General features: G+C 36.3%; 7 protein-coding genes and 3 pseudogenes. 1 reads left to right on the plus strand and 9 read right to left on the minus strand.

Translation table 11 applies throughout. The features are described from left to right. The 7 genes and pseudogenes from pheT to murQ all read right to left on the minus strand — a co-directional run bounded on the left by pheT (position 1) and on the right by murQ (position 11,224). Positions 1 to 2,440, minus strand: a pseudogene (gene pheT, locus L3081_RS15490) (phenylalanine--tRNA ligase subunit beta). Positions 2,441 to 2,450: 10 nt separating this feature from the next. Beyond that, positions 2,451 to 3,446 (minus strand): phenylalanine--tRNA ligase subunit alpha, encoded by a 996-nt coding sequence (gene pheS / locus L3081_RS15495; RefSeq protein ID WP_242286968.1) that lies wholly within the window; start codon positions 3,444 to 3,446, stop codon positions 2,451 to 2,453. A 197-nt stretch (positions 3,447 to 3,643) separates the two neighbouring features. Further along, positions 3,644 to 3,892: a hypothetical protein gene (locus L3081_RS15500; protein WP_242286969.1), complete on the minus strand. Its 249-nt coding sequence runs from the start codon at positions 3,890 to 3,892 to the stop codon at positions 3,644 to 3,646. Between the two features lie 132 nt (positions 3,893 to 4,024). Next, a pseudogene (gene ydiJ, locus L3081_RS15505) lies at positions 4,025 to 7,122 on the minus strand (D-2-hydroxyglutarate dehydrogenase YdiJ). Positions 7,123 to 7,267: 145 nt separating this feature from the next. Next, positions 7,268 to 8,961: pseudogene (gene pbp4b / locus L3081_RS15510) on the minus strand (penicillin binding protein PBP4B). A 70-nt stretch (positions 8,962 to 9,031) separates the two neighbouring features. After that, on the minus strand, positions 9,032 to 10,201 hold the full coding sequence (locus L3081_RS15515) for an exo-beta-N-acetylmuramidase NamZ family protein (protein ID WP_420839739.1): 1,170 nt from the start codon (positions 10,199 to 10,201) through the stop codon (positions 9,032 to 9,034). 81 nt (positions 10,202 to 10,282) lie between these two features. Next, on the minus strand, positions 10,283 to 11,224 hold the full coding sequence (gene murQ / locus L3081_RS15520; protein WP_242286972.1) for an N-acetylmuramic acid 6-phosphate etherase: 942 nt from the start codon (positions 11,222 to 11,224) through the stop codon (positions 10,283 to 10,285). A gap of 152 nt (positions 11,225 to 11,376) precedes the next feature. Between murQ and alr the strand changes: the two genes are divergently transcribed. Beyond that, on the plus strand, positions 11,377 to 12,459 hold the full coding sequence (gene alr, locus L3081_RS15525; protein WP_242286973.1) for an alanine racemase: 1,083 nt from the start codon (positions 11,377 to 11,379) through the stop codon (positions 12,457 to 12,459). 96 nt (positions 12,460 to 12,555) lie between these two features. Here the strand turns inward: alr and L3081_RS15530 are convergent, their stop codons facing one another. Continuing rightward, entirely contained in the window at positions 12,556 to 13,989 is a 1,434-nt protein-coding gene (locus tag L3081_RS15530; protein ID WP_242286974.1) for a sulfatase family protein, read from the minus strand. 520 nt (positions 13,990 to 14,509) lie between these two features. Continuing rightward, positions 14,510 to 15,181, minus strand: coding sequence for a 7-carboxy-7-deazaguanine synthase QueE (queE, locus tag L3081_RS15535; protein ID WP_242286975.1), 672 nt, complete (start codon positions 15,179 to 15,181; stop codon positions 14,510 to 14,512). Positions 15,182 to 15,232 lie beyond the last annotated feature (51 nt).

The raw sequence follows: 15,232 nt of genomic DNA on the forward strand, positions 1-15,232 counted from the left end.
TTAGTCCCTCAGTGATGCGTTCAACTCTGTTTTTAAGGATTCAACGACTCGATCGATAACATCGGTGATGTCTTTTTCTTCAAGCGTTTTGTTCGTATCTTGTAATACTAAGGCTATGGCAAGACTCTTAAAACCGTCTTCAATACCTTGACCTTGGTATACATCAAACAAGTTTAGATCAATTAAATAATTTCCGCCAACCTTTTCAATAAGTTGTAACACTTTTTTTGCATCAATTTCTTCTTTCACAACGACAGCTAAGTCTCTTCTGTTCGCAGGAAAGCGAGATATGTCGCAGGCTTCAGGTATTTTTTGATCTGTAATTTCAGCTAACAATAGTTCAAAAATTAATGTTCTACCATTTAATCCTAATTTTCTTTCTAATTCAGGATGTAAGGCACCAACATACCCCACTAATTGACCATCTTTGGTAATTTTTGCTGTTTGCCCGGGGTGTAAAGCCGCTACTTGTGTTGCTGAAAACTCATATGCACTGGCATTTGCTGTTAATGATAAAAGGGCTTCAACATCACCTTTCATGTCATAAAAGTCTGTTGGCGCTTTTTCAACACTCCAATGTTCATCCGCACGGTTACCGCTAACAACCCCGGACAATCATATTTTGTTGGCGCACACCATTTTCGGCATTTTCATCAGGTACAAAACGTAAACCTGTTTCAAACAAACGAACTCTGCTTTGTTGACGGTTTTGATTATAAACAACAGATTGTAATAATCCAGTCCATAAACTTAAACGCATCACTGACATTTCAGATGAAATAGGATGAGGCAACGTCATCACGTCTTGGTTAGGATGAATAAGTGATTGTATTTTTGGATCAACAAAACTATAAGTAATGGCTTCTTGGTATTCACGATCAACCAATGTGCGTTTTACTTTAACCAAATCAATTTTTGCTTCTTTTTTGTTAACCATTGTTAAGTTGGCTTTAGGCGAAATATTAGGAATATTGTTATATCCATATATACGCGCCACTTCTTCAATTAAATCCACTTCAATTTTAATATCAAAACGATAAGCCGGAACAATTACTTGCCAAGTTTTATCGCTACCCTCACCTTGCTCATTTACATCAAAACCAAGACGAGTCAAAATTTCGGTCACTTGCGCATCTTTAATATGATGACCAATACGACTGTCTAGTTTTTCACGTCGTAAACTAACATTTTTAGGTTGAGGGATATTGTTTTCAGATTTAGCTTCAACAATAGGTCCGACTTTACCACCAACTATAGACAATAACAATTCAGTAGCACGTTCCATCGCTTGCTGTTGTAATGTTGGGTCAATACCACGTTCATAACGATGTGAAGCATCAGTATGCAATCCATATTGACGCGCTTTCCCCAAAATAGCTAATGGTGCGAAAAAGGCGCTTTCTAAGAAAATATCTGTTGATTGAGTAGTTACTCCTGAATCAAGTCCACCGAAAATACCCGCAATAGCTAGCGCTTTGCCTTCGCCATTAGCAGGAGCATCCGCAATTACTAATGTTTTTTCTTTAAGCGTTACTTCATTTTCATCTAATAAAGTTAATTTTTCATCTTTATTAGCGAATCGTACGTTAATTCCGCCGTCAATTTTTGCTAAATCAAAAGCATGCATGGGGTGACCTAGCTCTAACAACACATAGTTAGTCACATCAACAACAGGATCAATAGATCTTGTTCCACAACGGCGTAGTTTTTCTACCATCCATAATGGTGTTTGTGCATTAAGGTTAATGCCTTTAATCACACGACCTAAATAACGAGGACAAGCTTCGCCCGCTTCTATGTTAATTTCACGCACTTCATCTATTGTTGGCGTTACAGCATTAATCGCTACTTCTGTTACCGATAATAAGTTAAGTACCCCGACTTCACGGGCTAAGCCTTTAATGCCAAGACAATCGCCTCGGTTAGCGGTTAAATCAACATCGATGGTCACATCATCTAAGTCTAAATATTCTCGTAAACATGTCCCTAAAGGCGCATCAGGCGCAAGTTCCATAATACCGTCTGAACTATCGCTTAAACCTATTTCAGATTCACTACATAGCATACCGTTGGAAACAACACCGCGTAATTTGGCTTTTTTAATTTTAAAATCACCTGGTAGCACAGCACCAACCGTAGCGACCGCTACTTTTAAGCCTAAACGACAGTTTTTAGCTCCACAGACAATATCAACCAACTCACCTTTTTCAACATGAGCTGAACTGTAATCGCCAAGGCTAATTTTTGTTACTTGTAATTTATCTGCGTCTGGATGCGGACCACATTCAACGACTTCACCAATAATCACATTGGTAAATTCGCCGCCAACTGGTTCTACGCCGTCTACTTCCAGGCCTGCCATTGTAATTTGATGAGCTAATTCATCTGATGAAAGTGTAGGGTTTACCCACTCACGTAACCAAGATTCACTAAATTTCATTTGGGGTTTCCTACTTGAACTGTTTTAAGAAGCGAAGATCGTTTTCAAAGAATGCACGTAAATCATTTACGCCGTAACGGAGCATAGTTAAACGCTCTACCCCCATACCGAAAGCAAAGCCAGTGTATATTTCAGGATCGATACCTACACCTTTTAGTACATTTGGGTGAACCATACCGCACCCCAAAACTTCTAACCATTTACCATTTTTACCCATAATATCCACTTCAGCAGAAGGTTCAGTGAATGGGAAATATGATGGACGGAAACGTATTTCAACTTCTTCTTCAAAAAAGTGATGTAAAAAGTCATGCAATATCCCTTTAAGATGAGTAAAGCTAACGTCTTTATCTACCATCAAACCTTCTACCTGATGGAACATAGGTGTATGGGTTTGATCATAATCATTACGATACACTTTACCGGGCGAAATAATACGTAACGGCGGTTTTTCAAGTTCCATCGTACGAATTTGTACACCTGATGTTTGTGTTCGTAACACTAATTTAGGATTGAAGTAAAATGTATCGTGATCCTGACGTGCAGGATGGTGTTCAGGAATATTTAATGCGTCAAAATTGTGATAGTCATCTTCAACTTCAGGTCCTGCTTTAACTTCAAAACCTAAATCACCAAAGAAGCTCTCAATACGTTCAATTGTACGAGATACTGGGTGTAAACCGCCAATTTTCGTGCCTCGCCCTGGTAAGGTTACATCAATAGATTCCGCTGCAAGTTTTTGTGCAATTTCTTCAGAGCGCAATAACTCACCACGTGCGGTTAATAATTTTTGTACTGCTTGCTTGGCAATATTGATTACTTGACCCATTTTAGGTTTTTCTTCTTTAGATAATTTACCTAAGCCTTTCATTTGCTCAGTAAATAATCCTTTTTTTCCTAAAAAGTTAACGCGTACTTGATCAAGTGCATTGGGATCGCTTGCTTCACTAATTGCAGTTTCTGCCTGAACGACAATGTCATCTATGGTGGTGGTGTCTAAACTCATGATTTCCTCTAAAACGGGACTAAAAACAGCCTTTATTTGTACAAAGGCAAATACAAGACAAAATTGCCGTTCAATAAATAGACTTAAAAAATAGGGGTGATTTTACATGAAAATCAATATTTATGTAGGGTAAATAACGATTTTATAACAAAAAATCATTATTTTGCTGTTAATTCACTCGTGTGGTGAATTATGTGTTATTTTTTTTGATCATTCACTGAATTTTTATCAGTTTCACGCTTTACCAACAAAAAAGTTAAATACATTTTTGTGGGTAAAGAAAAAATCAAACCAAAGGCGATGCAAACCGCACTGATAATAATACCAGTCACACCTAATGAATGCATATATTCACTAAAATTATGAAGGTATATGCCTAATATCAGCAAACATAAACCTATGCCAATAGATACTTTCAATAAAAGAATTAACCGCTGCTCTGACATCACCAACCCCCTTTACAGTTAACGAAGAACAGCAAACTAAGCTCAGTAAGCTAAGCTCAGTAGGCTAAGCAAAGTAGACTGATGTAATAACTATAAAGGGTTTTCTTGGTTGTGCTCTGATCTAAATCAATATTAATTTAATGAAGTAAGCAACGCCTCAACAGGATGTCTTGCGTTTAGCTCAGTTAAACGTTTTACTTGAGAGCGACATGAAAATCCAGTTGCTAATATTTTTTCAGGGATGGATTCAGCTAGTTTAGGCTGCCAACTTAACTCAAATAACCCTTTTGAGTTATCTAAATTAGTTTTTTCGTGCCCATAAGTACCCGCCATACCACAACAACCTACGCTTACCTTTTCTATGGTTAGACCAAAATGATTAAAAATAGCAGTCCATTCGTTTTCACTATTCACTAAGGCTGTTTTTTCAGTGCAATGTGAAAACAATTTAAATGCTTGCTGACTTTCATGAGGTTCACTTTTAAACTGTTTATCTTGTTTGATAAATGACAATAGCCACTCATGCGCTAATAACACGTTAAATTCACCACGCTTGTTAGCTAATGTTTTTGTATATTCATCGCGATAACAAAGCACCATAGAAGCATCCATTCCTAACATAGGAATATTTAATTGGGCTAATTGATTTAGAAACTCGCTTGATGATTTAGCGGTTTTGGCAAATTTCGTTAAAAAGCCTTTTACATGTTGCGCTTTTCCATTAGGTTTAAAGGGTAACAATATGGGTTCTAAGCCTAGTTTTTTAATGAGTGCCATCATACTTTCTACAGTTTTAGCATCATAAAATGACGTAAAGGGATCTTGCACAATGAGCACATAGCCTTTACGTTGCAAATCCGTTAAACCTTGCAGTTTCGTTAAATCAAAGCCTGAATAACCTGCTTTTTTCACTTGTTTTTTTAACGTTGGAACACTCAACAATGGCGTATTTACGTAGCCAATTGTTTTTTCAGATAATTTTTCATATGCTTTTAAACTTAAAATACTATTAACCAATGTCGGCGCTTTTGCCATTAGCGGTGCTAATATTTCTACATTCGCCACAAGGTGATCTTTTAAGGGGCGAGGATAACGTGAATGATATATATTAATGAATCGACTTCTAAAATCAGGTACATCCACTTTAATAGGGCACTGACTTGCACAGGCTTTACAGGCTAAACAACCTTGCATAGCTTCCATCACTTCATGAGAAAAATCATTTTTATTCTCTTCTTTTTCAAAAAGACTAAGTTTAATTTTGCTAAAGGTAGAATCTAGTAACTTTTTTATTGACCAATGATTGACTTGATTTTCAAGGGCTAAAATATCTACACCTTGTCTCTCTAATAATCGTAACCATTCGCGCATTAAACCCGCGCGACCTTTTGGTGAATGACGTCTATCTTTGGTTATTTTACTTGATGGACACATAGGGCTGTCTACGTCATAGTTAAAACATAACCCATTACCATTACAATCCATGGCAGCGTTGAATGAATCTTTAACTGCAACGGGTATTTGTCTGTCAAAATATCCTCGTTTAGTATCATCAACACTCACTAATTGTTCTGATGAGTCAATTGGTGTGCAAATTTTACCAGGATTCATTTTATTTAATGGATCAAATACGGCTTTTATTTTTCGGAGTTCAGTAAATAATTGATCACCAAAAAATTCTGGACCGTATTCGCTCCGGTATCCTTTACCATGTTCCCCCCACATTAAACCACCGTATTTTGCGGTTAATTGAACAACTTTATCAGATAGCGTTCTTAAGAGTTTTTCCTGTTCAGGATCACACATATCAAGCGCAGGGCGTACATGTAAAACACCGGCATCAACATGACCAAACATACCATAATGCAAGTCATAGCTATCAAGTAATGCTCTAAATTCACTAATATAATCAGCAAGATTTTCAGGTGGTACCGCAGTATCTTCAGCAAAAGCTAATGGTTTTTGACTACCATCCGTATTGCCTAAAAGACCAACAGCTTTTTTACGCATTGCATATAATTTATTAATACTGGCTAAATCCGAGGTGACTTGATAGCCAATAACTCCGCCTGTGTTTTCGCTTGTAATTGTTTCATCTAACCCCGCCGTTAACATCGCCACTTGTTCAGCTAAAGCGTCAATGGTGGTACCATTAAATTCTACAATATTAATACCATCCATCACTTTGCCAGGCACATCAGTTATTAAATCACTAACACTGTGCCAAACAATATCTTGTTTAGCTAAATTTAATACCTTGCTGTCAATAGTTTCAACAGATGTTGCCTTGGCTTTAACCAAAAAAGGAGAATGACGTAACGCCGAATCAAAACTATCGTATTTAATATTAATTAAAGTTTTAGCGGGCTAATAGGAGTAATATTAAGTTTGGCTTGGCAAACAAAGGCAAGTGAGCCTTCAGAACCTGTAATCAAACGACTTAAATCAAAGGTATTAAGTTCATCCGCTTCGGTGTTTTTCTTCTGTAAAACATTTTCTAAATCATAACCTGTTAAAAATCGATTTAAACGTGGAAATTTTTCTAGAATCAGGTCACGGTTATCCAAGCTTGATGCTAATACTTGTTTCGTTATTTGACCATGACTAGTATCTTCTTGCGCTAATGCTTGAGCTTCTTTTATAGTCATGGGTTCAGTGTTCAATACGTCACCGTTCACAAGTACTGAAGTTAAGGCTAAAACATGATTGGATGTTTTACCGTAAACCAATGACCCCTGTCCTGAAGCATCTGTGTTGATCATGCCTCCAATGGTAGCGCGATTACTTGTTGATAAATCAGGTGCAAAGAAAAAGCCATGAGGACGTAAATAGTCATTAAGCTGATCTTTTACAACACCCGCCTCAACTTTCACCCACTTTTCTTCCACATTAATTTCTAAAACTTTATTCATGTATTTAGATAAATCAACAATGATACCCGGCGTTAAGCTTTGCCCGTTTGTACCTGTACCGCCGCCTCTAGCACTAAATTTTATTTCACTAAACCTTTCTTCACTTGCCGTTTTAGCGAGTATAATAATATCTTGCTGTGAACGAGGATTAATCACTAACTGAGGCAATTGCTGATACACACTATTATCAGTAGCAACGGCAAGGCGAGCACTGTATTTAGCAGAAATATCGCCAGTAAACTGTTTAGCTTTTAACGAGCTAACAAAATTAGTGTATAGCGGAGAAAGGTGCGTTTGATGGTCAATACGGGGTAACATAAAACTAAGACATTAAAAGTAATATAGGGGGTTAGTATATCACGAGATTTTTTGTTTTTGCTCAGCTTATTCAAGATAGTTATAAAATTTTTATAACTATCTATAGGCAATTAAAGAAGATTTATGTTTTTTTATCTTATATAACTTAGTTATTCAAAACAGCTTCATAGACTAAGGCAATAATACTACCGTATTTACCTGTTTCAAATTGCTTACCTGTAAAGTGGTAATTTTTATTATCTCCTTCAATTTCACTATGTCGCGCATTCGTCAGTAAAATAATGGCTAAATCGAGATCAGGGTCAATAACTGTTGCTGTGCCTGTCAGCCGGTATGCCCGTATGCTGAGTGACTAGCATAAGGGCCAAAATGCCATTTACTCTCACCATTATTGGCGCGTCGCCAACCTAGTCCATAACTGCCATTATCATCAGGTTTGATAAATTGATCTATCGCTTGCTCTGAAAATATAACGTTATGCCCATAACCGCCCCTATTCAATAAAATTTGAGCTAACACAGCTAAGTCTTGACCTGTAGAAAAAAGCCCGGCGTGGCCTGCAACGCCGACTAAAGAATGGAACGCTTTTTCATCATGTACTTCCCCTTGCAGTACATAAGTACGAACATTATCAAACGTAACTCGCTTGTCACGTGTTGTGCCGTAAATTTCAGTGGCAGCAAATTGTTTTTTATTGAAACCTTTTTGTAAAGGATTATACAAGGTATTTGTTAGCCCTAGTGGTCGATAAATATTATATTCCACATATAAATCTAGAGGCATTCGAGTTATTGATTCAATGAGCATTCCTAACAAAATAAAGTCGGTATCACTGTATATTTGTTTTGATAGGTGTTTTCTAGCAAAAGGAACTTGAGTTAACATTAACGCCTTAGTACGTTGAGAATCTTGAGAGAAAAAATCTAAACCTAATGCATTTTGTTTAGTAAAAAATTTTACTTCAGGTGCGTAACCCGCTTGATGCGTTAGCAAATCTTTTATTGTACGTAATTCTCGACCGCCACCTCGATACGAAGGTAAATAGTGATTTATCGGTAAACTTAAGTCTAGCTTTCCTTCACTTACTAATTTCATTAATGCAAAATTAGTTGCAAACATTTTTGTATTTGAGGCAAGGTCAAATAGGGTTTCTGTTGTCATTTGTACCGGAACTTTCTGTAATTCACCACCATCAAAAAATTTTCTAGCGTATCCATACGCTGAATTTTTAATGATCTTTCCATGATGAACAACAACTAAAACAGCGCCAGGAAATCCTTTATCTATATCATTTTCGATTAACGTATCCACTTCAGAAAACAGGTGACTATAATATTGAGTGTCATTTTTGAGATGAGGGTAAGGTATGGTAATATGTAAACTTGCCCCTTCTGGTACTACATTTTCAATTTTGAAGGTATTCATACCATTTTGGGTGCGTCGCTTTAATCGGTAATGGTAGCGTTTGTTTGCCTTTAAAGGATTGGCAATGGTGAGTTTTTCGCCATTGATAAAGAAATCTGCAGAAACAGCGTCTTTGTTATCAATAATTAGGTGACCACCTCCCTGATAACTTTTAAACACAGCACGATCATTTACTCTTGTACGACTACTTCGGTTTTTGTCTGGAAACACTTGGTCTATTTGCCCTTTTTTATTAGACAAGTTGTTTTTTGTATTACTAATAGGATGAATAGATTTTTTAGGTGTTGAAGAGTGTTTTTGAGCTGTTCCGTTTTTCGCTAAAGTATGTTCATTTGGTAGCGTGCAATTAGTCACAAATAAACATGCGACTACCAATATCATTTTTTTTGACCTTGTATGCTGTGATTGATTCATGATTTTTCCATAAAAATGGCGATGTCAATTGCACTCTCTTACGAGGTTTAACTTACTTTAGTTACACCAATTAAAATGAATACAATAAGTATGGCGATCTCAACTTCGTAAAATCAGCTAAGTCGTTCTGCCAACTGGCCTTGATTTCTTCTGCCTTTTTTCCTGCCTCTATCGCTTTTCTTAATGTGTCTGTGCCACTTAATTTATCCATAAAGCTTGGTCGTGTAAAAAATGTCATTCCATTTGCTTTAAATACTGTATGCCATTCAATAATAAAATTGAGATCTAAACCGCTAGTTTGACTATGACGTAAATCTTGTCCTAACAATTTTTCATTCATTAACTTAGGACTAATAGCGGCTCCAGGGGTTGAAATAGGTGTAAAAGCAAATTGACCTACTGACACTTTGTTATGCCCGATCACCTGAAAAGGAAAGTCTGTGCCCCGACCTATACTGATAGGCGTTGCTTCAAAAAAACCTAATGAAGGATATAACCTAATTGCTGTGTCGTTCGGTAAATTAGGGCTTGGTTTTACTGGTAACGAATAAAACATAGTACGTGTATAATTTTTCATCGTAACAAAGCGTAAATCGAGTAGTTTTTGGGTGTTAAGCCATTTTTCACCTTTAAACATTAACGCCGGCTCTCCTACAGTCATCCCATGCAGCAAAGGAATTTCATGCATGCCCACAAAAGAAGAGAATTCAGGCTTTAATATTGGACCATCCACAAACGCGCCATTAGGATTAGGTCGGTCAAGAACAATAAACGAAACGCCCGCATTAGCTGCAGCCTCCATCATGTAATGCATCGAACTAATATAGGTATAAAAACGAACACCTACGTCTTGAATATCAAAAATAATAATATCTAAATTATTCATCACCTCTGTCGACGGTTTACGATTTTTACCATAGATAGAGACTAAAGCTATCCCTGTTTTCTGATCTAAACTTGAGTTAAATTTTTCACCCGCATCATAATTGCCACGAAAACCATGTTCAGGTGCAAAGATAGTTTGTACATTAATACCATTAGCAAGTAGTACATCAACCAGGTGTGTTTTACCGATCATGGATGTTTGATTAACAACTAAACCTACCCGTTTACTTTGTAATGTAGGTAGGTATTGAGAAATTTGCTCCGCGCCTAAAATAATCTTTTTGTCTGCCGAGTGTGTGTTTTCTGTTTGCATAACAGAAACATCTGTAATTTGATTGGAAGGTGTACATGACATCAGTAAATAAATTATAAATAACGTTAAAACATAATAACTACACTGATTTTTTATCAAGAATGGCATAAGTAAGTCTTGTGGTTAATGTTCAAATTTTTGAACTGCTTCTCGTAAAAATCCACTGTGATCATCTAAACAAGTAGTAGCCTGCTCAAGATTCAAGCCTGTCAGTATCATCAAAGTAGCAAGTTTGGCATTGTTTTCAGATTTTTCTAGCGCGTTTTTCGCACAACTATAATTACAATCAGTTGCTTGCATAACAATTCGTACAGCTCTCGCATAGAGTTTTTCATTACTTGCATTCACATCAATCATTAAGTTTTTATAACTTTTTCCTGACCGAATCATACTCGCGGTACTTAACATATTTAAAATTAATTTTTGCGCCGTACCTGATTTCATTCGCGTTGAGCCAGTTAACACCTCTGCGCCAACAACAGCGCAAAGATTAATGTCATTAGCTTGTTCAAACTCGCCATTATAACTGCAACTTAAACCCACAACTTTTGCGCCAACTGATTTACCATAATGCATTGCTGAAATAACGTAAGGTGTTCTACCGCTAGCAGCGATCCCAACTAGCACATCTTTTGCTGATAACTCAATTTGCTTAAGATCTTCAATTGCCAATAATTCATTATCTTCTGCACCTTCCACTGCTTTATGAATGGCTTGATTACCGCCGGCAATAATCCCTATAACTTTTTGATCAGAAACACTAAAAGTTGGCGGACACTCTACTGCGTCTAAAATACCAAGACGACCACTTGTACCTGCCCCGATGTATATTAGCCGTCCGCCTTTTTCAAAAGCTTTTACTATCTCATCCACTGCAGAAGCTATTTGAGGAATAATATTTTTTACTACATTGGCAACCTTTTGATCCTCAAAATTTATTTTTTCCAAAATACCTTTAGCATCAAGTAAATCAATGTCTAACGTTTCTTTATTTTGGCTCTCAGTAGAAATTCGTGTTAACTCATCTAATAACTGAGATTGTTTATCCTTGGAATATTCATTCATAATTCATTTCTTCTTTATTATCTAAATTTAGGATTAAACTTACTTAATACGCAACACGCTTTAATATAGAAACATGATACACTGAAAAAAGTGCCGTGCTTCTCCAAATTAATTAGTTGTAATAACTTAAATAACTTGAATAAATAAATCGAATGAAAAACCACTCTAGAAAAACCTACTCTCTTATTAACTTACCTGCTTTACTCTGTAATTATAATCAAATTGATAATTTGACGCCAAACAGTAAAACAATTGCCGTAATCAAAGCTAATGCTTATGGTCATGGCGCTGTTGAAGTAGCACAGTATTTAAGCAAACATGTGCCCGCATTTGGAGTAGCACTGATTGATGAAGCAATTGAATTACGAGAGGCAGGAATTACTTTACCTATTCTGATTATGGAAGGTGCATTGTCCCGTGAAGATTTTTCCACGGCTTTACAGCAAAACTTTTGGCTAATGTTGCACACAACTCAACAAGTAGAATGGTTAACATCATCTTTTCCAAACTATGTAGGTAAGTTATGGCTTAAAATGGACACGGGGATGAATCGTTTAGGCATAAAACCCGATGAAATAAAAAACATCTTAACTAAACTAACAGCACAGCAATTAGAAGAAATAGTACTTTGTACACATTTTTCTAGTTCAGATGAGCTAAACAACCCTAAAACACAGTTACAAATACAAGAATTTGATCGTATAAATCAGATTTTCGGCTTGAAAAAAAGTTTAGCTAATTCCGCAGGTATCCTTCATTGGCCTGAGAGTCATGGCGATTACAATAGACTTGGCCTAGCTTTATATGGATCGAATCCTACCCCTGTTGAAAAACTAGCCGTCACATTAACACCTGTAATGACACTACAATCAACAATTATCAGTTTACGTCAATTAAGCGAAGGTGAGTCGGTCGGGTATGGGGAAATGTGGCAAGCAAAACGCCCTACAATAATTGCAACCATTGCTATTGGTTATGCTGATGGCTACCCCAGAAACGCTAAAAATGGCACACCTGTTTTTATCAATGGTAATATAGCTCCTCTAGCGGGGAGAGTATCTATGGATATGTTAACCGTTGACGTAACAGATATATCAGATGTTAAATTAGGTGATAGTGTAGAATTATGGGGTGAAAATTTAGCCGTTGAAACCGTCGCAGAATATCTCGATACCGTTAACTACGAGCTACTTACTCGGGTGTCAAATAGAGTGACACGAATTTATAGAAGCTGAATATACATAATTGAATATACATAATTGAATATACATAATTGAATATACATAATTAAGCCGAATATTGAACACACCCGACTTTAAAATAGCTTGTACTTATTTCACAATATAATTTTTTCGATTTTTTGCTTCTCTAATATTTTCTTGGTAGAGGTTTTGATAAAAATCTTTTTGTACTTTATCGTATTCAGCCTTTTGATATAAAATATTTTGCATATTGTCTTGATTCCAAGCATTCCATAAAGTCGCTAATTTAGCTTGCTCAATAGGATATTTATCAACAATATTATACTGCTCTGTTGGATCAGAAACCATATCAAAATAGGCATGATTGACACCAGGTAAGCCTTGCTGCATATACTTTCCTGTTATGGTACGTACAGCCCAAATATTATCCGCTTCTTCTAAGCGCCAAAAAAGCGCTTGGTGTGGTGTCCCTTTACTCGTCCCTGTAATGAATGGCATTAGATTTACGCCATCTAATAAGCCATCAGAATCATCTGCGCCGGCTAACGCAACTGAAGTTGCAGCAATATCTAATGAAGAAACTAAACCATCAAAAACTTGACCTTTTTTAATTTTTTTAGGCCAATGTGCAATAAAAGGTACGTGTACCCCTCCTTCTAACAAAGCAACCTTACCATGGCGAAAAGGAGAATTATCTGCCCAATTAAAGGTTGGCCACCATGAATCAGGGTATAAACCACCGTTATCAGAAAGGAAAAAGATTAATGTATTATCAAACTCACCACTTTCTTTTAAAGCATCAATGACCATACCAATACCTTTGTCCATTTCATCAACCATTGCTGCATAAATTTGACGTTTTGGATTTTCAATATAACGATACTTTTTGATTGTCTCCTCAGGAGCTTCTAATGGCATATGTGGCGCGTTGTATGATAGATACATCATAAAAGGCTGACCTTTATTTTCAGTAATATAGCGTGAAGCATCACGGCTAATTGCCGTGGTTAAATATTCATTAAGTTCAGTCGGTTTTCTATTGCGGACTATAGGTAATGAATAACCGTCACCACCGATACTTACACCGCTTGGCATATAGTTATGCCCACCATCTAAAAAGCCATAAAAATAATCAAAGCCACGATTATTCGGTTGAAAGTGAGGCGCCCCTCCTAAATGCCACTTTCCAAAAGCGGACGTTTTATAACCCGTAGTTTGTAATCGTTTTGCAAACGTAGTTTCTGTTAATGGCAATCCCATATATTTGTCGTTAGGCGAATATGAAACATTATTTTCCATACCAAACCGAGCTTGATATCGGCCCGTTAGTAATCCTGCTCTTGATGGACCACAATAGGGGTGTGTCACATAACCATTTTTAAAAATAACACCATTACTTGCTAATTTATCAATATTAGGGGTTTGAATATCTGTTTTTCCAGTAAAACCAACATCGTTGTAACCTAAGTCATCTGCCAAAATGACAACGATATTAGGCCGCTCACTACTAGCCATAGCATTTGAAGTACTAAAACATAATGCACTCAAAACTAGTACTATCATTAATTTATTATTCTTTATCATATACTGCCCTACCAATAATTTTTGTTATCACATAGCCTAAGACAAAGGTTTTAGTCGTACTAATATAGCCTTCAGTATTCTGGGATACTTTATTCTTTCACTACATATAAATTCTTTATTTATAATTTCAATTTAGCGAAAACACAAATAGTTAATAATTAATTGTTAACATATTAGATATAAGTATCGAAGTAAAGATAATAAATAGATAAAATCAAGCGTTAATACGGTAATGCCTAAAGTGAGTCGACAAATAGCATTACAATGGCTATACGGTATGCCTACTAATCAGACTTAACGTATTGAGAGATATGAAGCATTTAATGTATGAAACTTAAACTTTGATTACGCGAATGTAACAGCAACTGCTATTGGCTTTAAAAATTCAAGTTATTTTAGTAGCGTCTTTAAAAAACGACTGGATTAAGTCCATTGTAATTTAAACAGGCTCTTCTCCTAAACAGAGTATCATCGGTAATAAAGTAATTAAGACAAAATGTTACTCAATACCTATATATTTATGTACTTGCACTGATAAACGCCAATTATTGGCAATACATGTTTCAATTGCTAATTCAGTCGCTCTACTTTTTTGACTAATGGGCTGCAAGTATACTGGGGTATTTTCAATAGCATGCTCAGCGAGCAATGCTTTAAGATCATCCACATGCTGCTCTGTAGCAATAGGGTGTTTAATTTCATTGGCTCGTTTCATCGCACTTTCTAAAATAGCATAACCACCACGCATATTGACTTTTGGCGACACGGTTACCCAACATGCTTCGGGCACTAAAATATCAAAGGTTCCAGAAGTTTCTACTTGCGTACTATAGCCTTTATTATCAAAAGTTGAACATAATGGTGTTAAATCAACCATACATGGTTCCCCTCCAGTAATAACAATATGTTTAGCTTTGTAACCCCGTTCAATAATTAACGAATAAAGATCTGACGCTGTAAATGTAGCCCATTGTGACGTTTCTTGTGATTTCGCTAACAAAGTCTCTTTAGTCACTTCATCACTTAATTCAATATCCCAAGTATGTTTAGTATCACACCAAGAACAACCAACAGGACAACCTTGCAGGCGAATAAATATTGACGGTTGACCTGTAAAAGACCCTTCGCCCTGTATCGTTTCAAATATTTCATTAATTTTGTATTGGATCATTTTAATTTGTGCTTTTGCCTAAGATTTTATTCAAGTAAAATATAATGTATC

Source organism: Colwellia maritima (assembly GCF_022669015.1).
In the GTDB taxonomy this organism is placed as follows: Bacteria; Pseudomonadota; Gammaproteobacteria; order Enterobacterales; family Alteromonadaceae; genus Colwellia; species Colwellia maritima.

Bases quoted from the DNA above. Each gene is read 5' to 3' on its own strand.
- murQ (WP_242286972.1), bottom strand. From the start codon at position 11,224: ATGAATGAATATTCCAAGGATAAACAATCTCAGTTATTAGATGAGTTA.
- queE (WP_242286975.1), bottom strand. From the start codon at position 15,181: ATGATCCAATACAAAATTAATGAAATATTTGAAACGATACAGGGCGAA.
- L3081_RS15515 (WP_420839739.1), bottom strand. From the start codon at position 10,201: ATGTCATGTACACCTTCCAATCAAATTACAGATGTTTCTGTTATGCAA.
- L3081_RS15530 (WP_242286974.1), bottom strand. From the start codon at position 13,989: ATGATAGTACTAGTTTTGAGTGCATTATGTTTTAGTACTTCAAATGCT.
- alr (WP_242286973.1), top strand. From the start codon at position 11,377: ATGAAAAACCACTCTAGAAAAACCTACTCTCTTATTAACTTACCTGCT.
- pheS (WP_242286968.1), bottom strand. From the start codon at position 3,446: ATGAGTTTAGACACCACCACCATAGATGACATTGTCGTTCAGGCAGAA.
- L3081_RS15500 (WP_242286969.1), bottom strand. From the start codon at position 3,892: ATGTCAGAGCAGCGGTTAATTCTTTTATTGAAAGTATCTATTGGCATA.